General features: G+C 49.1%; 26 protein-coding genes. 23 read left to right on the forward strand and 3 right to left on the reverse strand.

Features of this window, described 5'->3' with window-relative positions; translation table 11 throughout:
• Nucleotides 1-203 precede the first annotated feature (203 nt).
• The 20 genes from B2633_RS15295 (at nucleotide 204) to B2633_RS15390 (ending at nucleotide 21,333) form a co-directional block, all read left to right on the forward strand.
• Nucleotides 204-2,024 carry a sigma 54-interacting transcriptional regulator gene (locus B2633_RS15295; RefSeq protein ID WP_483171569.1) on the forward strand — a complete coding sequence of 607 codons (1,821 nt, stop codon included), beginning with the start codon at nucleotides 204-206 and terminating at the stop codon, nucleotides 2,022-2,024.
• 251 nt (nucleotides 2,025-2,275) lie between these two features.
• Nucleotides 2,276-2,869, forward strand: coding sequence for a 4Fe-4S dicluster domain-containing protein (locus tag B2633_RS15300; protein WP_481042592.1), 594 nt, complete (start codon nucleotides 2,276-2,278; stop codon nucleotides 2,867-2,869).
• Nucleotides 2,862-3,827, forward strand: coding sequence for a CoB--CoM heterodisulfide reductase iron-sulfur subunit B family protein (locus B2633_RS15305; protein ID WP_483171570.1), 966 nt, complete (start codon nucleotides 2,862-2,864; stop codon nucleotides 3,825-3,827). The genes B2633_RS15300 and B2633_RS15305 overlap by 8 nt, the downstream gene beginning before the upstream one ends.
• On the forward strand, nucleotides 3,814-4,851 hold the full coding sequence (locus B2633_RS15310) for an FAD-dependent oxidoreductase (protein WP_483171571.1): 1,038 nt from the start codon (nucleotides 3,814-3,816) through the stop codon (nucleotides 4,849-4,851). The genes B2633_RS15305 and B2633_RS15310 overlap by 14 nt, the downstream gene beginning before the upstream one ends.
• A 13-nt stretch (nucleotides 4,852-4,864) precedes the next feature.
• On the forward strand, nucleotides 4,865-5,464 hold the full coding sequence (locus tag B2633_RS15315; RefSeq protein WP_483171572.1) for a 4Fe-4S dicluster domain-containing protein: 600 nt from the start codon (nucleotides 4,865-4,867) through the stop codon (nucleotides 5,462-5,464).
• Nucleotides 5,461-6,321: a CoB--CoM heterodisulfide reductase iron-sulfur subunit B family protein gene (locus tag B2633_RS15320; protein WP_483171573.1), complete on the forward strand. Its 861-nt coding sequence runs from the start codon at nucleotides 5,461-5,463 to the stop codon at nucleotides 6,319-6,321. Before B2633_RS15315 ends, B2633_RS15320 begins: the two co-directional genes overlap by 4 nt.
• A 213-nt stretch (nucleotides 6,322-6,534) precedes the next feature.
• Nucleotides 6,535-7,518 (forward strand): CoA transferase subunit A, encoded by a 984-nt coding sequence (locus B2633_RS15325; RefSeq protein WP_483171574.1) that lies wholly within the window; start codon nucleotides 6,535-6,537, stop codon nucleotides 7,516-7,518.
• A gap of 4 nt (nucleotides 7,519-7,522) precedes the next feature.
• Nucleotides 7,523-8,317 (forward strand): CoA-transferase subunit beta, encoded by a 795-nt coding sequence (locus tag B2633_RS15330; protein ID WP_481042604.1) that lies wholly within the window; start codon nucleotides 7,523-7,525, stop codon nucleotides 8,315-8,317.
• A gap of 78 nt (nucleotides 8,318-8,395) precedes the next feature.
• Nucleotides 8,396-9,694 (forward strand): MFS transporter, encoded by a 1,299-nt coding sequence (locus B2633_RS15335; RefSeq protein WP_483171575.1) that lies wholly within the window; start codon nucleotides 8,396-8,398, stop codon nucleotides 9,692-9,694.
• Nucleotides 9,695-9,725: 31 nt separating this feature from the next.
• On the forward strand, nucleotides 9,726-10,040 hold the full coding sequence (locus B2633_RS15340) for a hypothetical protein (protein ID WP_481042608.1): 315 nt from the start codon (nucleotides 9,726-9,728) through the stop codon (nucleotides 10,038-10,040).
• A gap of 9 nt (nucleotides 10,041-10,049) precedes the next feature.
• Entirely contained in the window at nucleotides 10,050-10,547 is a 498-nt protein-coding gene (locus tag B2633_RS15345) for a CoA transferase subunit A (protein WP_481043078.1), read from the forward strand.
• A gap of 3 nt (nucleotides 10,548-10,550) precedes the next feature.
• The gene (locus B2633_RS15350; protein WP_481042610.1) at nucleotides 10,551-11,288 is read left to right on the forward strand and encodes a CoA-transferase subunit beta; all 738 of its coding nucleotides are present in this window, start codon (nucleotides 10,551-10,553) and stop codon (nucleotides 11,286-11,288) included.
• Between the two features lie 455 nt (nucleotides 11,289-11,743).
• Nucleotides 11,744-13,051: an acetyl-CoA hydrolase/transferase family protein gene (locus B2633_RS15355; RefSeq protein ID WP_483171590.1), complete on the forward strand. Its 1,308-nt coding sequence runs from the start codon at nucleotides 11,744-11,746 to the stop codon at nucleotides 13,049-13,051.
• A 125-nt stretch (nucleotides 13,052-13,176) separates the two neighbouring features.
• The gene (locus B2633_RS15360) at nucleotides 13,177-14,439 is read left to right on the forward strand and encodes an ABC transporter substrate-binding protein (RefSeq protein WP_483171576.1); all 1,263 of its coding nucleotides are present in this window, start codon (nucleotides 13,177-13,179) and stop codon (nucleotides 14,437-14,439) included.
• Between the two features lie 79 nt (nucleotides 14,440-14,518).
• On the forward strand, nucleotides 14,519-15,400 hold the full coding sequence (locus B2633_RS15365; protein ID WP_483171577.1) for a branched-chain amino acid ABC transporter permease: 882 nt from the start codon (nucleotides 14,519-14,521) through the stop codon (nucleotides 15,398-15,400).
• A gap of 71 nt (nucleotides 15,401-15,471) precedes the next feature.
• Nucleotides 15,472-16,431 carry a branched-chain amino acid ABC transporter permease gene (locus tag B2633_RS15370; protein ID WP_483171578.1) on the forward strand — a complete coding sequence of 320 codons (960 nt, stop codon included), beginning with the start codon at nucleotides 15,472-15,474 and terminating at the stop codon, nucleotides 16,429-16,431.
• Nucleotides 16,409-17,137: an ABC transporter ATP-binding protein gene (locus tag B2633_RS15375; RefSeq protein WP_481042619.1), complete on the forward strand. Its 729-nt coding sequence runs from the start codon at nucleotides 16,409-16,411 to the stop codon at nucleotides 17,135-17,137. The genes B2633_RS15370 and B2633_RS15375 overlap by 23 nt, the downstream gene beginning before the upstream one ends.
• Nucleotides 17,130-17,834: an ABC transporter ATP-binding protein gene (locus tag B2633_RS15380; protein WP_483171579.1), complete on the forward strand. Its 705-nt coding sequence runs from the start codon at nucleotides 17,130-17,132 to the stop codon at nucleotides 17,832-17,834. The genes B2633_RS15375 and B2633_RS15380 overlap by 8 nt, the downstream gene beginning before the upstream one ends.
• 179 nt (nucleotides 17,835-18,013) lie before the next feature.
• Nucleotides 18,014-19,798 carry a sigma-54 interaction domain-containing protein gene (locus B2633_RS15385; RefSeq protein ID WP_483171580.1) on the forward strand — a complete coding sequence of 595 codons (1,785 nt, stop codon included), beginning with the start codon at nucleotides 18,014-18,016 and terminating at the stop codon, nucleotides 19,796-19,798.
• 338 nt (nucleotides 19,799-20,136) lie between these two features.
• On the forward strand, nucleotides 20,137-21,333 hold the full coding sequence (locus B2633_RS15390) for a glycosyltransferase family 4 protein (protein WP_483171581.1): 1,197 nt from the start codon (nucleotides 20,137-20,139) through the stop codon (nucleotides 21,331-21,333).
• Here B2633_RS15390 and B2633_RS15395 read toward each other — a convergent pair.
• Together B2633_RS15395 and B2633_RS15400 are read right to left on the reverse strand one after the other, a co-directional pair.
• Nucleotides 21,330-23,447, reverse strand: coding sequence for a sensor histidine kinase (locus B2633_RS15395; RefSeq protein WP_483171582.1), 2,118 nt, complete (start codon nucleotides 23,445-23,447; stop codon nucleotides 21,330-21,332). The two genes, B2633_RS15390 and B2633_RS15395, sit on opposite strands and share 4 nt — an antisense overlap.
• A complete protein-coding gene (locus B2633_RS15400) occupies nucleotides 23,422-24,120 on the reverse strand; it encodes a response regulator transcription factor (protein ID WP_481042627.1) in 699 nt (232 codons plus the stop codon). Before B2633_RS15400 ends, B2633_RS15395 begins: the two co-directional genes overlap by 26 nt.
• A gap of 395 nt (nucleotides 24,121-24,515) precedes the next feature.
• On the opposite strand from B2633_RS15400, the gene B2633_RS15405 reads away from it, so the two are divergent.
• The 3 genes from B2633_RS15405 to B2633_RS15415 all read left to right on the forward strand — a co-directional run bounded on the left by B2633_RS15405 (nucleotide 24,516) and on the right by B2633_RS15415 (nucleotide 26,313).
• A complete protein-coding gene (locus B2633_RS15405; RefSeq protein ID WP_483171583.1) occupies nucleotides 24,516-25,445 on the forward strand; it encodes a helix-turn-helix domain-containing protein in 930 nt (309 codons plus the stop codon).
• 154 nt (nucleotides 25,446-25,599) lie between these two features.
• Nucleotides 25,600-26,085, forward strand: coding sequence for a cupin domain-containing protein (locus B2633_RS15410; protein WP_483171584.1), 486 nt, complete (start codon nucleotides 25,600-25,602; stop codon nucleotides 26,083-26,085).
• A 33-nt stretch (nucleotides 26,086-26,118) separates the two neighbouring features.
• Complete coding sequence (locus tag B2633_RS15415; RefSeq protein WP_483171585.1) at nucleotides 26,119-26,313, forward strand: hypothetical protein; 195 nt, start codon at nucleotides 26,119-26,121, stop codon at nucleotides 26,311-26,313.
• Nucleotides 26,314-26,360: 47 nt separating this feature from the next.
• Here B2633_RS15415 and B2633_RS15420 read toward each other — a convergent pair whose 3' ends face one another.
• The gene (locus B2633_RS15420; RefSeq protein WP_483171586.1) at nucleotides 26,361-26,534 is read right to left on the reverse strand and encodes a hypothetical protein; all 174 of its coding nucleotides are present in this window, start codon (nucleotides 26,532-26,534) and stop codon (nucleotides 26,361-26,363) included.
• Between the last annotated feature and the right edge of the window lie 285 nt (nucleotides 26,535-26,819).

The raw sequence follows: 26,819 nt of genomic DNA on the forward strand, positions 1-26,819 counted from the left end.
TAAATAAATAGGAATAATTTTACAGAATATTTCGACAAATCTCCCTGCCACTTCGCTCAAAAGCTGCCATTACATCAATTCTAGAGGAACTTCAGCATACATGGTTTACGACTTTTATTGGACAAAATACCGACAAAGTTATTATTATTGAAAGTGACAATAGTAACAAGGTATGATACGGCAATGACAAGGGAGTGATTGGAATGCCGGATCTACGTATAACGGATCTCCGCGTTGGAGAAGCGATGACACAGGATTATGGTCTGGTTGACCATAATACCCCGGTGGAAACCGTAGTGGAGTTAATCCTTAAGAATCACTGGGGTGAAGTGATAGTGGTCGATGATGAAAAGAAATTCGTATGCCTGGTTACTAGAGAGACCCTGGTGCGAACCATCACCAATGGGCTGCCCCAGGATGTTCCCATTAAGAGCCTCTGCAGCCGCGATATAATAACTACCACTGAAGATGAAGACCTGGCCAGAGCTCGAGATATTATGCGTATGAGAAAGATAGGCCGTCTCCCGGTGATCAGGGATGGCGGCGAGGTGGTTGGCTTGTTGACGGCCCGGGATGTATGCAATGGTTTCTCTTCCAAGTTGGAAATGCTCGGCGAACATATGTATTCGGTATTGGAAAATATTGCCGAGGCCATTCAGGTAATCGACTGCGATGGCCGGGTCAGCTTTTGGAATACAGGCGCCGAGAAAATGTTCGGCATTGCCGCCCAGGAAATCGTAGGCTGTAAATTGGCGGATTATTTCCCGGATGACCTGTTGCTCAAGGTTATTTCCAATATGCAGTGTTATCAAAATGTCCTGACCGAACTGGATGATGGGGTGTATATCGTTCGTAATGCAGTTCCGGTGGTCTTTTCCGATGGAGCCATTCTGGGCGCGGTTTGCACTAATTTGGACGTCAGTCATATCCGGAAATTAATTGATAATCTGGAAAGAGCCCAGACTAAAGTAAGAAAACTGGAGCGTATCATAGGAACGCAGGATTTGCTCGGCGACGAGCAATTCTATACTGTCAACCAGGATACCCGCCACGTTTTACAACAGGCCAAAAGAGTGGCCGGAACCGATGCTACCGTTCTAATTCAGGGAGAAAGCGGTACCGGAAAAGAGATAATGGCCCAGGTGATCTATAACCATAGCAAACGGGCCAAACAGCCCTATATAGAGATCAACTGCAGCGCCATTCCCGAGAATCTGTTTGAAAGCGAGATGTTTGGTTATGAATCCGGCTCATTTACCGGAGCCCACCGCGCGGGTAAAGCCGGTAAGTTTGAGCTGGCCAATGGAGGCACCCTTTTCCTGGACGAAATCGGCGAGCTGCCGATGGATATGCAGGCCAAGCTGCTGCGGGTTTTGCAGGAAAGAAGGTTTTATCGAGTCGGCGGAACTACACCCATTACCGCTGACGTACGTATTATTGCCGCTACCAATCGCAACATGGCGGAACTGGTGGAACAAAAACTCTTCCGCAGCGACCTGTATTATCGCCTTAGCGTAGTGGTTTTGGAGATACCGCCGCTGAGGGAAAGAAAGGATGATATCCCGGGATTGACCAGACTCTTTTTACGGAAGCTGGGCATGGAATACGGGCGCCAGATCAAGGGTATTGACCGTGAGGTGATGAGAATGCTGGAGGATTACCATTGGCCCGGCAATGTCCGCCAACTGCAAAACCTCCTGGAGAGTGTGGTTATACTTATGGAGGACGACTATGTCACTCCCCTGTCCCTGGAAGAAGCCGGAGTTATCGATGTGCTGCGGGGACCGGGAAAAACCGCGGTCAGCCATAGCCAGCGTGAAGTGATAACTACAACCCAGTTGGATAATCTCATGGATCATCATGAGCGTGAAGCCATAACTAAAGCCCTGCAGCAAACCAATTATAACAAGGCTAAAGCAGCCCATATTTTAGGCATCCCCCGCAGTACGCTCTACTATAAAATGAAAGCGCTGAATATAGAGGGCAAACCTTCCCAGTCAGATATGAAGATTCCTATGGCATGAGCGGAAGACGACCATTTGTGGAAATGAACTAAATTATTAACAGGTAAGCCAATCTATTGCGTCATTTTGATTTTTGACAGTCGATAAAGTGTCAGGTATTTGGACAAAAAGCCCGAAACCTGACACTTTTTTATTGTCATTGGGGCTGAACTTGTGAAATATAGGGCTTTGTATGAGTTGGCATGTTTTATGCACACTAATAACGATAGAGCCAACCAGCCGCCATCCCAAACTATAAAGGAGCGATGCAAATGCCGAGAGAGCATGACCGGGAGTGGGATCCCGAACTCATTCACAAAGTGGATCGCTACCACCTGGTGGAAAACTTAGAGCAATGCCTGCAGTGTGGCAAGTGCACAGGCAATTGCCCGGTAGCAGCCATCACTCCCTCATATAATCCCAGAGCGATTATTAATGACGTGTTATCAGGCAGTGTAACCCGCCTGCTGGATAGCGAGGAAATCTGGCGCTGTTTGTGGTGCGCCAATTGCTACCGGGTCTGCCCGGTGGATATCAATTATCCCCTGTTGATGATGCAGTTGCGCTATATGGCACTGGAGAACGGATACGGGCAAAAGTATGTGACAGGTATCAACAAATTTGTCTTCAGAGCTATGGAAAAGGGCTTGACTTTTGTCCCTGGCCAAAAGGGTATTGAGAAGATTATGCGGCTTAGGTCAGGGGTTGGCGCGGAACCATGGCCTGAGGTCTCCGCAAAAGCCATTGCTGAATACCGGGCCATATTTGAACAGACCGGCGCTAAAGAGTATATGGAGAATCTGGAAAAAAGCGAGCAAAGGCCGTTGCGCATGAGTTATCGGGAAGGGAGAATTGTCAATGAATAGTCCCGGGGTCGTCACACCGCAAGAGCGCCTGGGTACCAAGCCGGAAAAACTGTTTCTTTTCCGTAGCTGCACCGGCAGTATGGAGTACCCGGGCACTGAGAGCGCTATTAAAGAGATATTGAAGAAGCTGAATATAGAAGTGGTCATGGATCCTGATCAGACCTGCTGCTCCGGCTATGTCCTGACCTGCTCGGGGCATACTCCGGAGCCGTCCCTGGCGGTAACGGCCAGAAATCTTTCCATTGTGGAACAAAGATATGGACTCGACATGTTTTGCTTCTGCAATGGCTGTTTCGGTTATAATACCGAGCTGTCCCATATATTGAAACACCACCCCACTTATATGAAGATGGCCAATGATGCCATCGGCCAGTGGGGATATGAGTATCAGGGCAAGGTCAGAATATTCCACGTGCAAGAGTTATATTATCTGCTGCTGGATGAAATCCGGGCCAAAGTGGTCCGCCCCCTGAATGGCTTGCGGATAGCCAGCCATTATGGCTGCCATTATCTGGCGCAGCAGTATGGGATACTGGACGACGGCGATCTGCCCACTTTCCATGAGGAAATTTACGAAGCCCTGGGCGCAACTCCGGTATTTTATAAAGAACGCCGCATGTGCTGCGGTTATGCCGTGGGGCGCGGTTTTACCCACGCGGAGAGCGTGGTTCAGCCTCATTTGGGCCGTAAATTTGACAGCGCCAAGGAGGAAGGTGTGGAATTAATCACCACCACCTGCCCGGGATGCAATGTGGCTCTGGATCGCGAACAGCCCAAACTGGCAGCCCGCGGATTTGGACCGTACAACATTCCGGTGATGGATCTGGGCCAACTGATCGGCCTGGCCCTGGGTGTTGATTTAGATAAACTAGGATTTGCAGCAAATACCGTACCTCTCAACGGGGTTCTGGAACGGATTGGATTGGGGAAAGGAGCTTACAGTGATGGGAATTCATAAAGAGCAATCAACCCTGGTAATCGGGGGGGGGGCAGCCGGGATCGAGGCGGCTCGTATACTGGGGCAGGCCGGGTATCCTGTGGTTCTGGTTGAAAAAAGCAACTGGCTGGGCGGAGTTCTCAATCAGTTGGCCAGCAGTTTTCCCCGCTGGGAAGACCCGGCCCAATTCGTGGAGCCGCGGGTTAAGGAGCTGGAAAAGTGTGCGGCGGTTAAGGTTTTATTGGAAAGCGTCGTCAGCGGATGCCAAAAGACCGAAAACGGTTACCGGGTACAAATCAAGAATAACCACGGAGCCGTAGAAGAGCTTCAAGCAGGTGCAGTGATTATAGCCACCGGATTTGATTTGATGGATCTTTCCGGATATGGTGAATATGGTCATGGGGCTTTTCCTAATGTACTAAATTCACTGGAATTCGAAGCGGTTTTAAAAGAATGGTCAGCTGGTCAGAAGCCCCAAAAAGCACCGGTGGTAGCTTTTTTTAAATGCGTCGGTTCCCGGGATCGGGCCAAAGGCTACCCTTATTGCTCCAAGATATGCTGTATGTATACCGCTAAACAGGCCGGTCTGGTTAAGGACTTGCTGCCGGATGCCAAAAGTTATGTGTTTTATATGGACTACCGGGCTAGCGGGAAAGAGTATGAAGAGTTCGTGCGTTCAGTCATAGAAGATAAGCATGTCCGTTATGTGCGGGGACGCCCTGCCAAAGTGCTGCCGGAAGATGGACGCTTGTTAATACGCTGCGAAGATACTTTAATGGGAGTCCCTGTAGAGGTCAGGGCTGATTACATCGTTCTGGCCGCCGCGATTCGTCCCAGCCAGGGCACCGCGGAAATGGCGGAAATGTTCGGCCTGCACACCGATCCATACGGCTTTATCGAGCCCGAGCCTTTTGAACCGGTGAAGGTTCAGGAGCGCGTATTCCTGGCCGGGTCATGCGGATTTGCGGTGGAAACCCTGGGAGCCCTGCAGCAGGGGGCGGCTGCAGCCGCACAGGCTATGGCCGTATTGAATCAGGCCGATTAAGGGGGGAGTGCCGATGAATGCAACAACTTCACCAGTAAACCAGTATTTTAAAGCTCTGCAGCTGGATGAAACGGACCACAGCTTGAGCCAGGAATTATTGCAGAATTGCGGGATAGAGATTGAACGCTGCCTGGAATGCGGCAAATGTTCGGGCGGCTGTTCCAATGCCCATATATTTGATTTTACCCCCCGCAAAATCGTACAGATGATCAAAGTTGGGGATGAAGAAAGACTTTTGCACATGGATGCGCTTTGGTGCTGTGTAGCCTGCCAGCTGTGTGTCGACCGCTGTCCCTCGGGGATTGACATTGCCCGCATCATGGATTACCTGCGGGAGAGGGCTGTTGCCAGAGGAATACCGGCCACCCGGCCTACAGTGGAGCTGTTCCACAATCTTATGCTGGATCAAGTGCATAAAATTGGCCGGGTGTCAGAATTGTATCTCATCCTCAATTATAATCTCAAGTCGGGACAATATCTTAATAATGCCGAATTGGGCCCGCAGATGTTTATTAAAGGCAAACTGAATCCGTTCCCGGCCCGGGTCAAAAAGATGGACAAGGTGCGGCGGCTTTTTCATAAAAAGCCAGGGCAAAAGGGGGAAGTGAAATGAATGTAGCTTATTTTCCAGGCTGCTCCTTGCATTCCATGGCTCACGAGTACGATCTCTCCACCCGCCTGGTATGCAAGCACTTGAATATAAACCTTAAAGAAATAGAAGACTGGAATTGTTGTGGCGCAACCGCTGCCCACAGTGTTGACCACGCCCTGGCGGTGGGGCTGTCAGCCAGGAATCTCAGCATTGTCCAGCAGATGAATCTGGACCGGGTTACCGCAGTATGCGCGGGATGTTTTAACCGTTTAAAAACAGCCTCGCATGAGATCCGGAACAATCCCCGGATGCAGGCAGATGTCAAAGAGATGCTGCAAACCGAGGCCCCGGTCAAGCCCGAGGTGCAGCACTTGCTGCAGCTGCTGGTTGAGGAAACCGGCCTTGATGCCATTGGGCAAAAAGTTGTAAAGCCCTTAAAAGGTTTGCGACTGGCGGCCTATTATGGCTGCCTTCTTACCCGCCCGCGGCAAATAGTGGAATTTGATGACGCTGAACAGCCGGTATCTTTAGACAATCTTTTAAGGACTCTAGGGGCGGAAACCGTTACCTGGGGACACAAGGCCGAATGCTGCGGCGGAGGATATGCAGCTTCCGACACCGGTATCGTCTTGGACCTGGGAGGACAGGTGCTGAAATCCGCCCGGCAAGCCGGAGCGGAGGCCATCGTTGTAGCCTGCCCCATGTGCCAGAGTAATCTGGATATGCGCCAAAAGGCGATGGGGTTGAATTTCCGCATGCCGATCATTTATTTTACCCAATTAATGGGCCTGGCTTTGGGGTATAAAGCAGGTCAATTGGGTATAAATAAACTATTCAATTCACCGATTCCTTTACTTAAAAGTAAAGGATTGGCATAACGCACCAGTATTCCCGGTATGGTGAACCCGGCCCGCAGGGAAAGGTATTATAGGGCAGCGGGGACTGTGCTGCCCTATTAATCAAGTTAAATGGAGGTGAAAAAAAAGGCCGCCTGCAGGTTACAGCCAGCCAAAAAAACATTCCACACTATATTCTACTCGAACTATAGAACAAAGAAAACAAAAAGACCGCCTGAAAAGGGAGGGATTATATTGAAAAACAAGTTGATCACTATGCAAGAAGCTGTCGCTCAATATACCTGGGATGGTATGACCTTTGGGCACGGCGGTGCACTTCCGGTAGGATCCGATTGTATCGCCTTTTTCCGTGAAATGGTTCGTCAGGGCGTTAAGAACGTCAATCTCATTTCTAACTGTAACACGCAAGGATCAAATCTGTTAGCAGCTGCTGGCGGCGTAGCCAGAATAGAAGTTGGGTTTTCCGGACTGGAAGTCTACGGCTTTGCCAACGGACTGAAAAGGGCTGTTGAAAGCGGCAAGACTATCCTGGAGGACTATTCCAATGGCGGTATACCCAATCGTTTGTTCGCAGGCGCCATGGGCTGGCCCTTCATTCCTACTTTCGTGAGCTGGGGTTCCGACCAGCAATGGTGCTCCGCCGATGAACCCGATGCATATCCCAATACTGAAAAAATTCCTGAAATAAAAGATCCTTTCACCGGCGTTTCCATGGGCGCTATGAAGGCCATTAACCCCGATGTGGCCTGCATCCATGTCACCATGGCAGACATCTACGGCAACTCCATTATGCTCGGCACGGAATGGAGCCGTTTCGAACTTTCCCGCGCTGCCAAAAAAGTGGTTATCCAGGCTGACTATATCGTGGATACCGACTGCATGCGGCAGTTCCCCAATCTGGTTCGCATTCCCGACCTGGTCGTTGACGCCGTTGTTTATTGGCCGATGGGCGTTTGGCCGGCCTGTTCCACGGGCGTTTACGACAGCGATGAAGAGCATATGTTTTATATGAACAAGATGCTCAAAACCGAGGAAGGCACCGTAGAATACATCGATAAATATGTCAAATCCTACAGCACTCCCGAAGAATTCCTGAATGTCATTGGCAAAGAAAAAGTTGATCAGCTTTCTAAATCCGCCACCAATTTCCTGGTGGATCCCTATCGTAAATGGATCAAGAGCGACGCCGAGATCAAGGAATTGATGGGAGGGAGGTAATAACATGGATTATTCAAAAAATGAAATGATGGCCATTGCCACCGGACGTGAGTTTAGTGATGGAGAACTGGCTATATTCGGAGTAGGACTCAGCATGCTGGCGGGATTCTTCGCGCAAAGAAACCATGCCCCCAACATGATCGCCTTTACCGAAGGCGGAGTATATGGCTCGACCCCGGTGGGCGGACTGCCCTGGGGCATCGAAGACAACCGCATCTCTGCCAATGCCACCAGCTTTACCAATGCCATCGACGCTCTGGGTATGCTGGTTGCCTCAGGACGGGTCGACAACGCGGTTATCGGCGCGGCCCAGATAGACAAATTCGGCAATGTGAATACCACCGGCATCTGGACTGAAGGAACTCAGCCCTGGAAGGTCGGGAAATATACCCTGCCCAAAGTACGCTTAAACGGCAGCGGCGGAGCCAATGAAATCGCAGTTGGAGCCAAGAAGTATCTTATTATGGCTCAGCATGAGAAGAAACGCTTTGCCGACAAGGTTGACTATATCTCCTCACCAGGCTATCTCAATGGTGGTGAAGACCGTAAGAAATATGGTTTCCCGGGCGGCGGACCCAGCGCCATTGTAACCAACCTGGGGATTCTGCGTCCCGACCCGGTGACCAAAGAGTTCATCTTGGACGCTTATTTCGCATTCTCATCAGTTGAAGAGATCATCGAGAACACCGGGTGGGATCTCAAAGTCTCGCCCAATGTCAAGATGGTTCCCGAACCGACTGAAAAAGAGTTGGAAAATCTGAGGGCTGTGGACGAAACCGGCTCGCTACGCAAGAAATAAAGTAATTCCCGGGCCATACGGGGGGGGCTATGCTTCTCCCCGGAAAGGCTGGGAAATAAATCAGAGAGGAGACCAAGAATGGATAACGCTTCTAATCTCTCGCCCCAAGCAGTCCAAAAAACTATGTCCTATCGCTATGTAATATTTCTGGTGATAGCCCTCGCCTACTTCTTTGTTTATTTCCACCGGGTGTCGCCTTCCGTTATGGCTCCGGAACTAACTACCGCCTTCAATATCGGTGCTTCCAGCCTGGGTTTGTTTGGGTCCATGTACTTCTGGGCCTACGCCCTGGGGCAGTTACCGGCCGGCATACTGGCTGACCGTATCGGTATCAGAGGCACACTGGCAATCTTTATGGCTGTAGCCGGTGCGGGCGCATTGCTGTTTGCAGCGGCTGGTTCCTTCAACATGGCTCTGGCGGGACGCTTCTTGGTGGGTTTCGGCGTAGGTTTTGTCTATGTTCCGGCCATGCGCTTTTTGGCGGACTGGTTCAAATCCACCGAGTTTGCCACCTACTCCGGCATCCTTCTGGCAGTGGGCAATATCGGCGCTCTAGCTGCTGCCGCACCCCTGGTAGCATTGATGTCCGGCATCGGTTGGAGAGCATCCATGACTGCAGTCGGTGTTGTATCTATCGCCGTGGCTGTTCTGGCCTATCTGGTTATCCGCAATAAACCTGGTGAGGTAGGCGGAGCCACCCCGGCGCAGATTGAAGGCCGCCCTGAACCCAAAGCCTCTTCAGCGTATTCGATCGGCCAGGCCATTTCCATGACGGCCTCGAGTTGGAATGTGTGGACCATCATTATCGCCTTCTTCATCTGGTATGGCACCATCATGGCTTTCCAGGGCCTGTGGGCCAGTCCCTGGCTGATCAATGTGTATGGTCTGACCAAATCCGAAGCCGGCAGCATCATCAGCCTGGTCGCCTTAGGGATGGTGTTTGGATGTCCTTTGTCAGGCATAATCGCTGACAAGGTTCTCAAATCCAAGTGGAAAGTTGTAGTTTTGGGGCTGATTTGCTCTATTCTGGTTTGGCTGCCCATGGTATTCATGGTCGATTCTCTTTCCAAAGGCGCCATCAGTGTGATGATGTTCCTGTATGGTTTCTTTAATGGCTGGTTCGTGGTTATGTACGGCAATCTTAAAGAAAACGTCGAGCCTGCAGTACAGGGTACCGCAACAGGATTTTTGAACACCTTTGTTTTTGTTGGCGGCGCGACTTTCCAACAGATTACGTCCATAATCATCGCGAAGGCACCGGTAGTGAACAAAATTATTGCCTCCTCAGGCTTTAGATCAGCTTTCATGTTCTGCCTGATTGCACTGGTAGTGGCTGTGGCGATAATGTTTACCCAGAAGAGACACCAAAAAGCCTAATTAATAAAATCTACCTAAAGGAGGGAAATCAATGTACGACAAAACTATGTCACTTAGTCAGGCCGCTGACCTGATTAAGGACGGGATGATGCTGGCTATTGGCGGAAACGGCATGCACCGTACCCCGTCGTTATTCTCCCTGGCCCTGACCAAAAAACCGCTCCAAGAGCTCAAGGTGGTCGGAGCCGCCCCGGGTCTGGCATCCGATATGCTGTTCTCAACTTTCCAGGCAGACACCGCCTATTTCGGCTTCTTCGGCCTGGAAAACGAAGCTGGGCTAGCCCCTGGTATGCGCAAAGCCATGGAAGGAGCTGAGCCTAAAGCCAAGGCTATCGAAGGCTCCTGAACCGCTATAATTCATGCTCTCCGTGCGGGAGCTTATGGAGTTCCTTTCCTTCCTGTCGGCGGTATGTGGGGAAGTGATCTGGTGGCTAAACGCCCCGAATTCTTCCAGGTCATGAAGAGCCCCTTTGATGGTACCGAAGTAGTATGCGTAAAAGCCTTGGTGCCTGACTACGCGATTGTGCATGTACAGGAAGCCGACATTTACGGCAACTGCCGCATTCTGGGGCCCAGTTACCAGGATGCCCTCCTGGCCAGAGCGGCTAAAAAGACCATCGTTACCACTGAACGCATTGTGGGAACCTATCGCATGAAAGAAGAACCCAAACTAACCGCCATCCCTCATTTCCTGGTTGAAGCTGTGGTAGAACTGCCCGGTGGCGCTAAACCTGGCATATGCTATCCGGAATATCAAGCCGTGGAGTGGCCCAAACACAAGGCTTACCAAAAGGCTGTAAAAGAGGGCCAAGTACCGCAATATGCGGATTCGATGCTGGAAGGGAGGCTGTAAGCAATGGAATATGGAAAAGCTGAAATGATGGCTGTTGCCATAATGAGAGCAATATCCGATGGTGATATCGTATTCCACGGCCTGGCTTCCTCAACCCCTATGGTGGCCATGAAAGCTGCCAAGGCCCTGGGCAAGAATTTCACCTATGTCACCCTGTCTGACGGGGTGGACCATGATTATCTCAGACCGCCCACAGTGGCGTCGACTTTGACCGCCAACACTTATGAAGGCTCAGTAGCTGCCTTCGGTCTGGACGAGATTTTTGACCTCTACGCATCCGGCAAAGGAGACATCGCCTTCCTGTCCTGCCTGCAGATGGATAAAGAAGGCCGCATTGCCATGTCCTATCTGGGAGGAACCTATGACAATCCCAAACTGAGAGGACCTGGAGGAGCCGGAAGCGCTACCCTTACTCCGGTAACCAAAAAAACCATCATCTGGAAACCACAGCATGATAAGCGTACTTTCATCGAGCACGTTGATTTTGCCACCACTGCTCCCGTTTTGGAAAAAGAATTTACAGTCATAACGACTCTCGGCATATTCAAGAAGCCGGTTGGCGAGAAGTATCTGAAAGTCGACTGTATTTTCCCGTACACTACTCTGGAAGAGGTAAAGGAAAATACCGGATGGGAAATCGAACAGACCGAAGTTCCGGTCATGGATCCGCCAACCGAAGAAGAGTTGGCCGCCCTCAAACTGGTGGATCCCAACAATATAGTGGGCTTTGAGTTTAAATAAAACCTATTAATTAATACAGCTATAAAGGCTGGTCAGGCGACCAGCCTTTTTTTATGGAAATGTTATCTGTGGTAAGCAGGTCTTCTAATGAGAAAACCGTAAGGGAACCGTAGACGGCCGATATCTTTTAAAGTTTAAAATTGATACTTTCTGCGCCTGGTGAAGGAATAAATTAACTGCGGTAGAGCATTGCAGGCATAGTGGAGTAATTCATGACCCAATAATGAGTCATAGGAGTAAAAGTGAACACAAAATGAATCAATACCTAATTACCCCGATAATATGGGGATTCTACCGGATAATGCTGCCGGGTCTGAAACAGAACCGGTTCATTTTCGGAATATCTGGATTAAAGAAATTGTTATTGCAATCACAAATAGGCTGGGGGAGTGCTGAAAATTTCGTTGGCATACTGTTTGCATTATTAATGGTGAATAAATTTTTAAAAGGGGTAAATTAAGTTGTTAGATTGGCAAAACGTTTACAGTGATCGGGTCAGAACCCCTGCTGAGGCAGTGAAATGCGTTAAATCGGGTGACCGGGTAATTTTGGGGCATGCTTGCGGAGAACCCCAGGTTTTAACCCGTGCCCTGATTGACAGGGCTGAGGAGCTGGAAAACGTGGAAATCGTTCAGCGGGTAGCCATGGGTGAGTCATCTTATGTCGACCCGGCCATGCAGGGGCATTTCAGGTTAAATTCTTTGTTCAGCAGTGCTCCCACCAGAAAAGCTATTGCCGAAGGCCGCGCCGAATATACCCCATCTTTTATCTCGGAAATACCAGGTTTGTTCCTGTCCGGTAAGATTCCGTTGGATGTTGCCATGATTACGGTAACTCCCCCGGATAATCATGGTTTCTGTTCCCTTGGTATTTCTATAGACTATACTATTCAGGCCGCACGTGCTGCCAAGACGGTTATTGCTCAGGTCAACCCCAATATGCCGAGAACCTACGGAGACACTTTGTTGCACATTAGCGAGATTGATTGTTTCGTACCTGCGGAAGCGCCATTAATCGTACTTGAACCTCCGGTTATAACCCCGGTTGAACAGCAGATCGGCATGAATGTGGCGTCGCTTATTGAAGACGGCGCCACTCTGCAGCTGGGTATCGGTTCTATTCCGGACGCAATCCTGGGCTTTCTGCACGAAAAGCATGATTTAGGCGTGCATACTGAATTATTCTCGGATGGCGTCAGAGGTCTAGTCGAGTCCGGGGTTATTAACGGCAAGAGAAAAACCTTGCACCCGGGTAAAGTGGTAGCCAATTTTGTTATGGGAACTCCTCAATTATATGACTGGATGCATGAGAATGCCGCCATACATCTCTACCCTGAAGACTATGTTAACGATCCTTTTGTAATAGCGCAGAATTACAAAATGACGGCCATAAACTCTGCTCTTCAGGTTGATGTACTCGGGCAGGTTGCGGCTGATACACTGGGACCGCTGCAATTCAGCGGGGTTGGGGGACAAGTCGATTTTGTCCGCGGTGCGGCCCGCTCACCCGGGGGCAAATCAATCATTGCCTTCCCTGCAACTGCTCAGAAAGGCCAGGCTAGCAGGATCGTATCAGTTCTAACCAGAGGTTCCGCTGTAACTACCTCAAGACATGATGTTGAATATGTGGTTACAGAATATGGAATAGCTGCTTTAAAAACCAAAACAGTTAAACAAAGAATAGAGGCCCTTGTTAACATTGCTCACCCTGATTTTAGAGCTGAGATTAGGAATGATACTCTTAGGACTTATTTCGCTCTATAAGTAGATGCGGTGCTGTAAGTGACGAATTCTAACTGCCAAGGTAGGTGATGTCGAAGAAGCACTACCTTCTTGTGCTCAATACTTGAACAACAGGTTGAGTTTATTTTTAAAGGGAGGCTTATCGAATGAGGAAAAGAAGTGCCAGGATTATCGGTTTGTTACTAACCATGGTTATGCTGCTTTCTCTAGTTGCAGGTTGTGGCGGAGACAATAGTTCTGATAAAGCTAAAGAGATCAAGATAGGAACTATTCTTCCATTATCAGGTTCAGCCGCTCCTCTGGGCAAAATTGGCCAGCAGGCTCGTGATATGGCTATTGAGGAGATTAACGCAGCCGGCGGCATCAAATCTATGGGTGGCGCCCAGATTAAAATGATATATGCCGACAGCAAAGGCGACCCGGCGGTTGGCGTATCCGAAGCCGAACGTTTGATCACCATGGAGCAGGTCGCGCTCTTAACCGGGTGCTATCAGAGCGGAGTGGCCATGCCGTCGACTGAAGTAGCGGAGCGTTATAAGGTTCCATACTTTGTTGATGTTCCTTCAGAAGACAAGATTACTGAACGTGGTTTTAAATATGTCTTCCGTCTGGCTGAAAAGACCAGTTGGCGCAACCGGGATCAGACCACATTTATCACCGAAATGGCTGAGACTTACAATACACCGGTAAAAACCGTCGGTCTGATATATGAGAATACCGCCTGGGGTCAGGGCGCCGTAACCGCTTGGGAAAAATACCTTCCTGAAGCCGGTTTGCAAATCGTTATGAAAGAACCGTATCCCACTAATTCTTCAGACCTCACCCCGGTAGTTCTAAAAGCTAAACAGCTAAACCCCGACATCATTATGATGGTATCTTATGTATCCGATGCCGCTCTATTAACCAAGACATTCGCTGAGCATCAGGTCAAACCGTTGGCATTTATCGGCACCAGCGGCGGTTTTGCCGATCCCACCTATTATGACCTGGCCGGAAATGCCAGCGAGAATTATTTCGATATTTCCACCTGGGAACCGGATGTCAACCGTCCGTCCTCTCAGGAAGTTAATCAGAAGTTTAAAGAAAAATACGGCTATGCCATGAACGCCGAAGCGGTTAAAGCCTATGTGGGGATGCATATCATCGCAGATGCTCTGGAAAGGGCGGGTTCGGCTGAACCCGAAAAGATCCGGGAGGCCCTGGCAGCTACTGATATCAATAAAGGCGTAACCCAGATGTATGCTGCCCAAACCAAATTTGACGAAACCGGTCAGATGATAAATGCCCCCTTGGTAATATGCCAGTATCAAAAGATAAATGGCAAAATGGAACGTGTAACAGTATGGCCCAAGGAAGAAGCCCGCGTTGGTTCACAAATAGTATGGCCATATCCAGGAGCAAGTAAATAATACCCAACTAACGAGCGGGGGATTGGCCATACCCTGGCCAATCTCTCCCTCCTCCCTACGGAAAGGAGTGCAAACCTAGGTGGGATTTTTGTCAGTCGTCGCTAATGGTCTTAGCATGGGAGCCATATATGGTCTTATCGCGCTGGGACTTACCCTGATTTTCGGGATCATGAGAATCATTAACTTCGCCCAGGGCGCCTTATTGATGTTGTCCATGATGACTTCATATTGGATATGGAAACTGACCGGCCTTAATCCTGTATTATTGATCTTTTTGGTCGGGCCGATTATGTTTTGTGTGGGTTATCTTTGTCAACGCTTCCTGGTTAAGCCGGTGCTTGATTCGGAAAAAAATGTCCGCGAACCGGTGAGCGTATTACTCTTAACAGCAGCCCTGGCCATAGTACTGGAGAATTTGGCCTTAATGACTTTTGGCGCCGATTATGTAATGGCTAAAACCAGTTTTTCCGACCAGACGCTGGCTCTGGGAGCGGTTACGGTGAGCGCCGCACGGTTTTATGGATTGATCATTGCTTTAGTCGTAGCCGGGGTTTTCTGGTTATTCCTGCAAAAAACCGAAATAGGCCGAAAAATTCGGGCTACCGGCCAGGATCGCAATGCAGCCGCATTAATGGGAATTAACGTACCAAAAACATTTGCCATAGCCTTTGGACTGGGCACGGCATTGCTGGCTGTAGCTGCGGTGGCTTTGATTCCCTTTTATTATGTGCATCCCTCGGTGGGACAAGTGTTCATGACCAAAGCTTTTATCGTGGTAGTTCTGGGCGGACTGGGTAGTGTGCCCGGGGCCATTTTGGGCGGCATCCTGATTGGTATGATTGAGTCCATCGGCGCCCAGTATATGACTGCTACCCTGACCGTAGTCCTGGTGTACGCGGTATTTCTGCTGGTGCTCTTCGTCAAGCCGTCAGGAATGTTTGGCTCCCGCTATGATTGGTAGGTGAGATGGTGAATATCGATAAAAAATACTTGTTATTGGCTGGCCTGATTATAGTCTTACTGCTTGTTCCCATGATGGTTACAAGACCGTATTATCTGCATGTTATTATCATGTGCCTGTTGTGGGCTTATCTGGCTTCAAGTTGGAACATCGTAGGCGGATTTGCAGGACAGCTTTCATTAGGACATGGAATTTATACTGCTACCGGCGCCTATATCACGATGATGCTGTTCAATACTTACGGACTTTCGCCCTGGCTGGGATTATTTATCGGAGGCGGAGCCGCGGTATTAATCAGCGTTATTATCGGATACCCTACGTTTGGCCTGCGTGGCGCTTATTACGCACTTGCCACAGTAGCGATTTCCGAAGGAATAGTGGTTCTTATCAACAGCACCCAGGAGCTGGGGCCGTTTAGGGTTGGCGGCGCTGAAGGCCTGATCGTGAAAATGGTGGGAGATTCTGCCGCAGCCTTGCAGTTTAGTTCCAAGATGCCTTATTACTATATAATTCTGTTTATGCTATTCCTGGTCATTGCCGTATCGTACTGGATCAAAAACTCCAAGCTGGGATACTATCTGATCGCTTTAAAAGAAGATGAGGATGCAGCGGCCGCCATGGGTATTAATGTTCGCAAAAGCAAACTGATGGCTGCTATGCTAAGCGCATTTTTAACCGCACTTGGCGGCGTGTTCTATGCGGTTTTGATCCGATACTTGGAGCCTAACGCCATTGCCGGCGGCAGTATGTCCACCCAGATGGTTTTCTTAAGTATCGTCGGTGGATCAGGCACTGTATTGGGTCCGGTCATCGGCGGAATTATTCTTTCATTAGTAAGTGAAATCATCCGTTTCTATCTGGGCGGGCAATTAATGGGTCTGCATCTGTTCATTTACGGCATGATTGTTCTTCTGGTTATTATCTATCAGCCCAAGGGAATAATAGCCATGTTCGAAAGATTGCTGCAACGCTTTTCCAGGGCGGCATATAAAAAAGGAGGTGCGAGCGGTGTCAAGGATTCTGGAGCTTAAGGATTTAACCATTAAGTTTGGCGGACTTACTGCGGTTAATAATCTAAACATGCATCTCAATGAAGGTGAAGCACTAGGCTTGATTGGACCGAACGGCGCCGGAAAAACCACCGCTTTTAACCTTATTGTCGGGGTCTATCAACCTACTTCCGGCAAGGTGGTGTTTAACGGCGAGGACATTACCGGCCTCAAGCCCGACCAGATGTGCCACAAAGGCATAGGCCGTACCTTCCAGGTAGTGAAACCCTTTGGCAATATGACGGTTCAGCAAAATATCATGGTTGGCGCGTTTGTCAACACTTCCAGTCCCAAGGAAGCCAGACAGATTGCTGAAGGGATTATGGAAAAGGTCGGCTTGCAGGCTAAGAAAGATGTATTGGCGCTTAACCTGACCATTCCGGAACGGAAAAGACTTGAAATGGCTAAAGCCCTGGCAACCAAACCCAGACTATTGCTCTTAGACGAGGTTTTGGCCGGTTTGAACCCTACTGAAATTGAAGATGCGGTCAAATTGATCAAATCAATCAATAACGATGGGATCACCATAATGATGATTGAACATGTATTGCAGGCCACTATGGCTATTTGCGGCCGCATCGTGGTATTGGATTATGGCAAGAAGATCGCTGAGGGCAGTCCTCAAGAGGTTACCAGTAACCCTGAGGTAATAAAAGCATATTTAGGTGATGAATATGACAATGCTTAAAATTAAAGAAGTAAACTCCGGTTATGGTGATGTTACGGTTCTAAAGGATATATCCTTGAGTATCGAAGAAAGCGAAGTAATAAGTATTGTCGGTGCTAATGGCGCGGGCAAAACCACACTTCTGAACACTGTTTCCGGTATAATTACGCCTAATAGCGGAGAGATCTGGTTCGATAACCAGAGAATAGACCGGCTTCCTCCTCATAAAATAACCGAGTTGGGTATTGTGCAGGTACCTGAAGGCAGGAGGCTCTTCCCGTTGATGACAGTATATGAAAACCTCCTTATCGGGGCCTCATTGCCGCGTTCACGCAGTAAAGTAAAAGAGAATCTGGAATACGTTTTTGAGTTGTTGCCTCGTTTGGAAGAACGTAAGGATCAAATTGGCCGAACCCTGAGCGGAGGCGAACAACAAATGGTAGCCATCGGCAGGGCTTTAATGGCAATGCCGCGTCTTTTGATGCTTGACGAGCCTTCCATGGGACTGTCTCCTTTGCTGGCTGCAACCGTTTTCGAGACTATTGCCAAAATAAGTGAACAGAATATTACAGTACTCCTGGTAGAGCAAAATGTTAAGAAAGCTTTGGGTCTCAGCAAGCGAGGATATGTTTTGGAGAATGGCTTTATCACCCTGGAGGGCTCCTCATCAGAATTATTGAACAACCCTCATATCAAGAAGGCTTATCTGGGATTGTAGAGTCAGGCTGATAGTACAACCTTTCATCATATTCCTCTGGGCTGGACTTCCAGAGGAATATGATTTTTATTTATTGGCACACTATTTGCAATAATTGTACCTGGGGAGATTCTTAATAATTGTTGCTGTCCCCAAATCAATACTTGGGGTTGTGAAATTAGTAACCAGGAGGGGTATCGATGCCAGTGCACGACATCACCGGGGAATCTCTTGTTATTAATGACGTATCGAATAATTCGAACATTTTTTTACGAATGCAGGCTTTATTGGATGCGATCTGCAATGGAATCATTATTATTGACACTGACCGAAAAGTACTTATTTATAATCAATCTGCGGAGAAGATGTTAGGGATCCCAAAGAATTCCGTCCTTAACCGAGATTACACGGAAGTATTCCCCAATGGAAGACTGCATCGAGTATTAACCAGCAAGCAGGGTAGTTCTAATGTAAAGTTTGTCAACAATAATAAGACTTACCTGTCGATGAACAGGCCTATAGTGGTGGAGGATAATGTCATAGGTGCTGTCGCTTTGATACAGGACATATCAGAGTTAGAGCATGTATCGCTGGAACTTGAATACACTAAAAAGCTTAAATCGGAAATGGACGCTATTATAGAGGCGTCATTTGACAGTATTTTTGTGACCGACGCCAAAGGCAATGTTTTAAGCTTAAATGATGCTTATACAAGGATTACCGGTATTAAAGCCGAAGATCTAATCGGCAAGAATATGTATGATTTGGTCGAGCAGGGCTTATATGATCGTTCTGCGACAATTATGGTTATAGAGACTAAAAAATCAGCGACCTTTGTGCAAAATATTAAGAATGGCACAACTTTGCTGGTTACCGGAAATCCCATATTCGATGAGAATGGCGAGTTGGTCCGGGTACTTACCAATGGCCGGGATATCACTGAACTGAACCGCCTCAAACAGGAGGTGGAACAAGCCTATAATTTGAGCAAACACTATGAAGAAGAATTAAAAAGGATGAGAAGGAATTCCGGCGGAATGGTAGTGTATTCTGAGAAATCCAGAGAAATACTTGACCTGGCTATGCGCATCGGTAAAGTAGACTCAACCGTAATCATTTACGGCGAATCGGGTGTGGGTAAAGAACTGGTTGCCCAGGAGCTCCACAAGAACAGCTCCAGAAGCAATAAACCCCTGATAAGTATTAATTGTGCGGCCATACCGGAAGATCTTTTGGAGTCAGAATTATTCGGTTATGAAAGCGGCGCATTCTCCGGGGCTAAAAAAGCAGGTAAAATGGGCATCTTTGAATTAGCTAACGGGGGCATTCTATTTTTGGACGAAATCGGCGAGCTTCCCATAAACCTGCAATCCAAATTGCTGAGAGTCATTCAAGAGCGGGAGATATTGCGGATAGGAGGAACTAAACCGATTGGTATCGATGTCCGCATTATTGCGGCTACCAACCGCAATCTGCCGGAGATGATCAGAAAAGGTCAGTTTAGGCAAGATCTTTATTACCGTTTGAACGTAGTTCCCATCTATGTTCCTCCTTTAAGGGAGAGAAAAGAGGAGATCCCCCTCCTGGCCTATTATTTTCTGCAAGTATTCAATGAAAAATATAATATGCAAAAGACTCTGGACGAAAGAGTAACCAGCATTTTAGTTGACTATGACTGGCCTGGGAATATTAGAGAACTGAGAAATGTCATAGAGCGGGCCGTGGTAACCAGTACCGATACGGTGATCAGCTCCGTCGCGCTGAGGGGCAGCGTTAATCAGACCAAGCCGGAAAATGAAGCGGACAAACAAGATACTCCGGTGATGGATCTCAAGGAAAAAGTACAGGCATATGAAAAGAACCTGATTCAACAGTATGCCAAAATCTTTACCAGCAGCCGCAAATTAGCCAAAGCCCTGGGGGTAAGCCAGACTACCATAGTGCGCAAAGCGGCGCTTTACGGGATTAATCTGGAAGTCAAATGAGAAATCGGCACTTGTGATGGGAATAAGTGCAGTGATACTGATTCCAGCAGCCTGGCGGGATGGCGCGATCTTCTTATTCACCCCATGGCAGTTGATCTTTGATGCGCAGCGCACAAAATAAAATCCATCCATATCCATGTAAACATCCCAGCAGCTATTGAATATAAGCCTCCAGACTCTAAATAAAAAATACATCGATATTTGTCATATTTTAAGGTTGCTTTATAATTATAGATGATCACAGAGAGAACCAAGATATACTGAGCCAAGAGACGGTTGAAAGAAGGCTGCGAATCGGTGACCATCATTATTGTAAATCAGCTGCGGGATCATGCCCTATGAAAATCCTGATGGTGAACACCCTCTTCTATCCCCATGTATTCGGCGGCGCGGAGAAGTCGGTGCAACTGCTCTCCCAGGGTCTGGCCGACCAGGGCCATGAGGTTGTGGTCGTATCGGTGGCCCCGGCAAGGGATGTGAAATATGTGGGCGGGCTAAAAGTCTATTATCTGCCCCCGCACAATATTTACTGGGGCGGGATGTTCGGAAGGGCAGGACGCCTCAAGAAACTGCTCTGGCATCTGGGGGATATTTTCAATCCCGGCATCTACCGGGAGCTGAGCGGGATAGCCGATCGGGAAAGACCGGATATCATACATACTCACATGCTGACCGGGTTGTCAGCGGCCCCGTGGGTGATTGCCCGACGCCGGGGGATTCCGGTGGTGCATACCTTGCGCGAGTACAGCCTGATATGCGAGAGCGCCACCATGTTTCGGGACAACACCAATTGCAGCGGTCAATGCCGGGCTTGCGGCGCTTTCACCGCATTGAAAAAGTACTTGTGCAACCATGGAACGATTAAACATGTGGTGGGTCTTTCCAATTTTATAATCGCCCGTCATCTCCAGCAGGGTTATTTTAAGGGGGTGCCCTATTCCCGGGTATTCAACGGAATAGAAGTGCCTACAACACCCTCCCGTCTGTTGCCAGGCCTTGCCGGGCCTGTCAAAATCCTCTATTTGGGGAGAATTGAACGAGGCAAGGGCGTCTGGGAGATATTGGAGGCCGCCCAACAGATGGCGGGAATAGAGCTCTATCTGGGGGGGCGAGTCCTGGATGATGAGATCCGGGAAAAGATAAAGCAGCAGAAATACCCAGCCCATATACAATTTCTGGGATTTATCGATCCGCAAGAGATTTTGGACCAAATTGATGTGGTTATCGTGCCATCACGCTGGCATGAGCCTTTTGGCAGGGTGGTGATAGAGGCTTATCAGTATGGGAAACCGGTCATCGCCTCCCATAGGGGCGGATTACCCGAAATTGTCATCGAGGGGAAAACCGGTTTCTTGTATAATCCCGACCATGTTCAGGAACTCCTCGCCATACTGAAGAGACTGACAACTGATCCCGGCCTGATTCCGGCCCTGCACAGTCATATCGCCGAACATCTGCAGCAGTTTGACAACAACCATATCGCCCGGCAGTACGAACAGATCTATCAGTCAGTTATTAAACATGATATCAACTAGTCGCTGTAAAATTCTGCAAATGCCAGCTCCACTTTAAACAGGTCCCCGTCTATCTTCACGCTCAACTGCGCGCCGCATATCGCTGCAAAGCTCTGTGCTATTGACAGACCCAGGCCGGATCCTTCCGTGCTGCGGGATTGATCCCCCCGCACAAAACGCTGCAGGATTTCATCTTCCGTAAAGTCCATCTCATAATTGGCGGTATTCTTTACCGTTGCCACAGCGCCACGGCCGTTTTGAATCAGGTCTATATATACCCTGGAGCCCGCCAGTGAATACTTGAGCGCATTGCTGATCAGGTTTTCCCATACCCGGTAGAGCTTCTTGCCGTCGCTGATAATGTAAACCGGCTCTTCAGGAATATTCACCCGGAAGGCCAGCCCGGAGTTGTTGATGGGTTCCTCCATATCGGCCAGAGTCTGTTTGATCAAGCGCCCCAGGTCAATCTTTTCCAGGTCCACCGCCATGTTCTCACTGCTGGCCTTGGAAAGGTCGAACAGGTCCTGAATAAGGTGTTTTAAGCGTTCCGACTTCTGGGCCAGGATGCCGATATAATCCCGGGCAGGCTGCGGCAGGCCCTCTTCCTTTTTTAACAGGTCAACATAACTGATAATCGAGGTCAAAGGGGTTTTAAGATCATGTGAAACATTGGTTATAAGGTCGATCTTCATGCGCTCCGATTTCATCTGGTCAGCCACAGTCTTCATAATGCCCTCCTGAATGGAATTGAGGTTTTGAGCCACCGGATACAGGTCATGCTCGCGGGGTATATCCAGCTTTGCAGCGGCGGGGCCGTTTTTGATTGACTCTATGTGCTTAAACAGGCGTTCCAGATCGTTGACTATTTGGGTGTAGCGCAGACAGTACTGGTAGATCAGGTATATGCCGGCTCCGGCAATCATGACCGCGATCAGGAATAAGATGAACCAATCCCCGGAGTGGGTGCTGGTGATGAGAAACAATACCGAAGTCAAAGCCAGAACGGCTTCCGCCGCCAGCAGCCAATAAAGCCGCTTCAACATGGATTTCTGCCAGGAAGCCCTGTTTTCCAGCTTCAAGTACCACTTGAGCAATGAATTAAGCAGATTGTGGGAGAAAAACGCCCTGCGGTTGTAAAACAAATCAAGAATCATAAGATAAAACCACCACAGTCCGGCCAAAAAGGAGATATTCATCATGGTTGCTTCTAGCCACCAGCCGAGAAAATCGCTTCCGCCAGGGGAAATGCCGAAGATAGGGGAAATGCCGACAGCAAGCGTTAAAACTATTAGTGAGACCAATAACTTGACTTCCAACCACATGTCCCCCGACCAGGCCGCCAGCCGGCGGTCATAGTCGCGCTTTTCAGGCCATTTTATGAGGGCATAGATTAAGAATATCAATCCCAGCAAGGCCAAAACCGGATAAGTCCATTTCATGAATATGAGATACTTTTGCTGCTGATCATAAACGGAGTGTCCGTAGGGATTGGCTGCCAGCACATCATTGATTGCCAGAAACACCCGGTAATTGGCCAAATTTTGGGATTTTTCAGAATCAGGCAGACTAAAGGACAAAGACCCGCCCGGGCCGACCTCGGCGGTCTGATAGTAATATACGTTGCTGAGGCTGGAGATTATATTGCGGTAGCCGCTGTCCAAGCGCTCGGCATCAACCACTGTCCCATGGTCGACGACGGTTATCTTCTCGCCATCGAAGTATAAAAAGTATCCATAGCCTGAAGGCGGCCCCGGCATCTCTCCCGGGTTCAAATATAATGGTTCTTCATCCAGGTTCCCCAGATTCAGGCCGATGTCCGGGTTAAGGACATAGTATCTCAAGTTATTGCCCTCCTGGTTGAGAATCCTTTTAGCCGCGGCGATCTGTGTGTCTTCAACAGTCTCGTTTTCATTGGCCAGTCCCAGTAACAAACTGAAATACCTGGCGGTCTGCGTCTCAAAAACAGAAGTATCTTTAAAATTCTCAACAAAGGGAGCTTTGACTGCTTCCAGACTGCCGTTCGAGTGCAGTATTGCCGCCAGGGCGGCGAATAGCGGAATGCTTAATAGATTGACGGCCAGGAAAAAGCAGATCCAGGCCCGCCACGGTTTAGCAACTTTCAATTTTGTATCCAATGCCCCAAACCACCTTTAAGTATTTCGGCTCTTTCGGGTTGATTTCAATTTTTTCACGGATGCGACGAATATGTACCATGACGGTGTTCTCCACTCCGTAGGCGGTCTCTCCCCATACCCGCGCATAGATTTCCTCGGCAGGGAATATCCGCCCCGGGCTGCGCATCAATAGCTCTACGATCCTGGTTTCAGTTGCTGTCAGTCTTACCGGGTCTCCATCGACAGTCAGGGTATGGCTTTGCAGGTCAAAACGCAGCCCGCCGGATTGCAGGATATCGTGATTCTGAAGGTGAATATCACCCAGGGTCACATAGCGGCGCAGCTGTGACCTTACCCGGGCCATCAGTTCCAGAGTGTTGAAAGGCTTGGTGACGTAGTCATCCGCCCCCATGGATAAGCCCAGAATCTTATCGGTATCCTCCGATTTTGCAGATAGAATGATAATGGGGATGTTTTTTTCCTGACGGATCTTCAGTGTAGTTGACAGCCCGTCCAGCCTGGGCATCATCACATCCAGAATTATCAAATGCACCGTTTGGGTCTGTATCATTTCCAGGGCCTGCAGTCCATCATAGGCCATCAACACCTGATAACCCTCATTCCGTAAGTTGATGGCGATGGCCTGTACGATTTCGCGGTCATCATCAACAACCAGTACGGTATGGTGATCCATATCTCAACAACACCTCCTTCCACTTATAATTTTCAACCACTGAGCCGTAGTTTTACTCTATAAAAAAAAGTTTACAGGCACCCGAACAATTTTCTTAAGAATTTCTTACATTTCTATTCTAACTGGGGAGGCTGCGTCGGCGCCACTATGCTGCAAGATGGTTTGAGAAGTATAATGGAGGCAACATACATAAGCGGGGGATGGGTCATAGAATGCATCAGCGTAAGGGAAGCCGCGGATAAATGGTGTTATCATAAGCCGGATGGTCAACTATCATTGCGCAGCCGGACGAATCGAAGGCCTGCAGAAGATGGCAATATGTGGGTTGTGCCGAAAGATGTTGAAAACCCCGAAGAAATGATCCCTGCCCGATGTTTGTGAGGTGAGCGGCAAGTATGCGTCCCGAGTCGATCGAATTTCATAACGGCCTGCCGGTCCGGGCGTTTGTCCGGGCTGGCAACCAATACCCCTACCACTGGCACGAGGCGTTGGAGATTGTGCAGGTGCTCAAGGGCTCGGTCAACATCGGCATGGGCAACGACGAACTGTCGATGCGGGAAGGGGACGTCGCCATTACGAACATGGGCGAGCTGCACCGCATGACCGGGGACGGAGAGGACGAAATCCTGTTTCTACACATCGATCCCGCTTTCTGCCGCAGCGTCCTGCCGGACCGTTATCTGTTCCTCTACTGCTGCTCTACCTATCACGAAGCCCAGGCTCCGGAAAAGTATGGTGTGCTGAAGGACTATATCGCCCGGCTGGCCGGGCTGCTCGGCGCGGACCAGCGCGGCGCAGACAACGGCAACCTGAAGAAGCTCTTGAAGGAAATGCTGGCCTATACCGTGTACAATTTCGATTTTTTGCGCTGGGGCTTCGGCACCGAGCCCTTTGACGAAAAACGCGTGGCAAGGCTCCGGCAGATGGCGCGGCATACGACCAGCGACGCAGAGGTGCGCCTCGGCCTGACGGCTCTTGCCGCGGAGCTGGGCGTCAGCCTCCAGCATATCTCCGGCGACATCAAGGAAAAGTTCGGCATGTCCTTTCAGGAGCTGATGTGCTACGGCCGGTGTGAGCGCGCGGCAAGGCTGCTGCTCGGCTCCGGCCTGCGCGTCGTGGAGATCGCGGAGGACTGCGGCTTTTCCGACGCCAAATACCTCATTAAATATTTCCGGCGCTTCTTCCACGCCACCCCCTCGGATTTTCGCAAAGCCCATAAAGCGGACAGCGCGGCCCTTGCCCGGCAAGCGCGATACAGGGACATACCCTTCGACTATGCCGTACGCCGGCTGTCGGCGGCCAACGCCGGAGATTTCATAGAATAACCGAATGAACATGCCCAACAGATAAACCCGCTTAACGCGGGTTTATTTTTTGATAAAAAATTGATTTTTTTTTCTCGGAGCTTAAAAGTGTCAATGCGCGGCTTTTCCAAATGCAATAGAGTTATGGCAACGAGGAAAGGAAGGTGATTGAAATATGTACCCGGAAATCATTGGATTTTCAGGAAAGCTGCCGCTAAAAGCCTCGGTGTGGCAGATCGATGAATACCACTACCACTGGCACAATGCCGTGGAGATCATCCTGGTGCTGGCGGGAAAGACGGAGGTTACCCTGTGCGGCGAAACCCACCTGCTGAAAGAGAACGAAGTCGCCGTCGTCAACGTGAACAAACCGCACCGCATCAAAAAGAACGGCGGAACAAACCGGCTGCTGCTTTTGCAGATAGACCCCGCCTTCTGCGTCCGTGCCGATCCGAACTTTGAATATATGCTTTTCCAGTGCTGTTCTACTGACCCTGAGGCCGAAGCGCCGAAAAAATACCGCTGTCTGAAAGAGCATGTCGCCCGGCTGGTGCAGCTTCTCCCGGACGATGAAGCAGTCCCGTACCATGAAGAAGCTGTCAAAGCCTGCCTGGAGGAACTGCTGATCTATATGATGGACAGCTTTGACTACCTGCGCTAAAGTGCGGGGACCTGGCGGATCCGCGACCGGCAGGTGCAGCGGTATAAGCAGATTTATGAGTACGTCCGGCAGCAGCCGATGGGCAGAAACTCTCTTGCGGAGCTGGCGAAGGCGCATATGTCGGGCGGCATCAAAAAAAAGCCTTTCAAACATGTGTCACCAATTATCCAGCCTGATTCTGAAAAGAACGGCTTTAAGGTGGATTTGTGGAGACTTTTGTCAGATTAATATGTCATCTTGACAGTCGGTGGTTTGACCGTCTGGGGTTACTGATATTATATTTCTATTTCCATCATAGGCGTAGCTGAATAAGGAGACAGTATTGGCTTCCTTTTATTGGCGAGTTCTGTCAGCTGGTTGATGTTGTTATATATATCAGTTCTTAGTCCATTGGGATAGTCGATGGCTTTGACTATGCCGTCAGTGTAATATTCGTAGCTGATTTGCACAGGCTGCTAGCCATTTGCGCTCCCTACTGCTCACAAGTTCGCTATGTCCTAATTGTAAGAGTATTCACACCCTCAAATGGCTCTTTTGCATTATAAATATTTACATATTATAATATTATTGTAAATTATGATATAAAACACCCTAACTAACCAGCGTGGAAAGAATCATTTTTATTCGCACTAGTATTGATATTATCACTTATAATAACACCAGTAACACAAGCCATGGAGGATCAGGCAATTGGTGTGGACGAATCATTAGTCCTGACTTTCTGACTTATTGGA

The sequence above is a fragment of the Syntrophomonas sp. UBA1041 genome (assembly GCF_002316705.1).
Classification (GTDB): Bacteria; Bacillota; Syntrophomonadia; order Syntrophomonadales; family Syntrophomonadaceae; genus DTU019.

Coding starts and splice junctions, on each gene's coding strand:
- B2633_RS15340 (WP_481042608.1), top strand. CDS start 9,726: ATGTACGACAAAACTATGTCACTTAGTCAGGCCGCTGACCTGATTAAG.
- B2633_RS15320 (WP_483171573.1), top strand. CDS start 5,461: ATGAATGTAGCTTATTTTCCAGGCTGCTCCTTGCATTCCATGGCTCAC.
- B2633_RS15390 (WP_483171581.1), top strand. CDS start 20,137: ATGAAAATCCTGATGGTGAACACCCTCTTCTATCCCCATGTATTCGGC.
- B2633_RS15385 (WP_483171580.1), top strand. CDS start 18,014: ATGCCAGTGCACGACATCACCGGGGAATCTCTTGTTATTAATGACGTA.
- B2633_RS15370 (WP_483171578.1), top strand. CDS start 15,472: ATGATGGTTACAAGACCGTATTATCTGCATGTTATTATCATGTGCCTG.
- B2633_RS15300 (WP_481042592.1), top strand. CDS start 2,276: ATGCCGAGAGAGCATGACCGGGAGTGGGATCCCGAACTCATTCACAAA.
- B2633_RS15305 (WP_483171570.1), top strand. CDS start 2,862: ATGAATAGTCCCGGGGTCGTCACACCGCAAGAGCGCCTGGGTACCAAG.
- B2633_RS15295 (WP_483171569.1), top strand. CDS start 204: ATGCCGGATCTACGTATAACGGATCTCCGCGTTGGAGAAGCGATGACA.
- B2633_RS15410 (WP_483171584.1), top strand. CDS start 25,600: ATGTACCCGGAAATCATTGGATTTTCAGGAAAGCTGCCGCTAAAAGCC.
- B2633_RS15350 (WP_481042610.1), top strand. CDS start 10,551: ATGGAATATGGAAAAGCTGAAATGATGGCTGTTGCCATAATGAGAGCA.
- B2633_RS15310 (WP_483171571.1), top strand. CDS start 3,814: ATGGGAATTCATAAAGAGCAATCAACCCTGGTAATCGGGGGGGGGGCA.
- B2633_RS15360 (WP_483171576.1), top strand. CDS start 13,177: ATGAGGAAAAGAAGTGCCAGGATTATCGGTTTGTTACTAACCATGGTT.
- B2633_RS15335 (WP_483171575.1), top strand. CDS start 8,396: ATGGATAACGCTTCTAATCTCTCGCCCCAAGCAGTCCAAAAAACTATG.
- B2633_RS15330 (WP_481042604.1), top strand. CDS start 7,523: ATGGATTATTCAAAAAATGAAATGATGGCCATTGCCACCGGACGTGAG.
- B2633_RS15380 (WP_483171579.1), top strand. CDS start 17,130: ATGCTTAAAATTAAAGAAGTAAACTCCGGTTATGGTGATGTTACGGTT.
- B2633_RS15400 (WP_481042627.1), bottom strand. CDS start 24,120: ATGGATCACCATACCGTACTGGTTGTTGATGATGACCGCGAAATCGTA.
- B2633_RS15315 (WP_483171572.1), top strand. CDS start 4,865: ATGAATGCAACAACTTCACCAGTAAACCAGTATTTTAAAGCTCTGCAG.
- B2633_RS15405 (WP_483171583.1), top strand. CDS start 24,516: ATGCGTCCCGAGTCGATCGAATTTCATAACGGCCTGCCGGTCCGGGCG.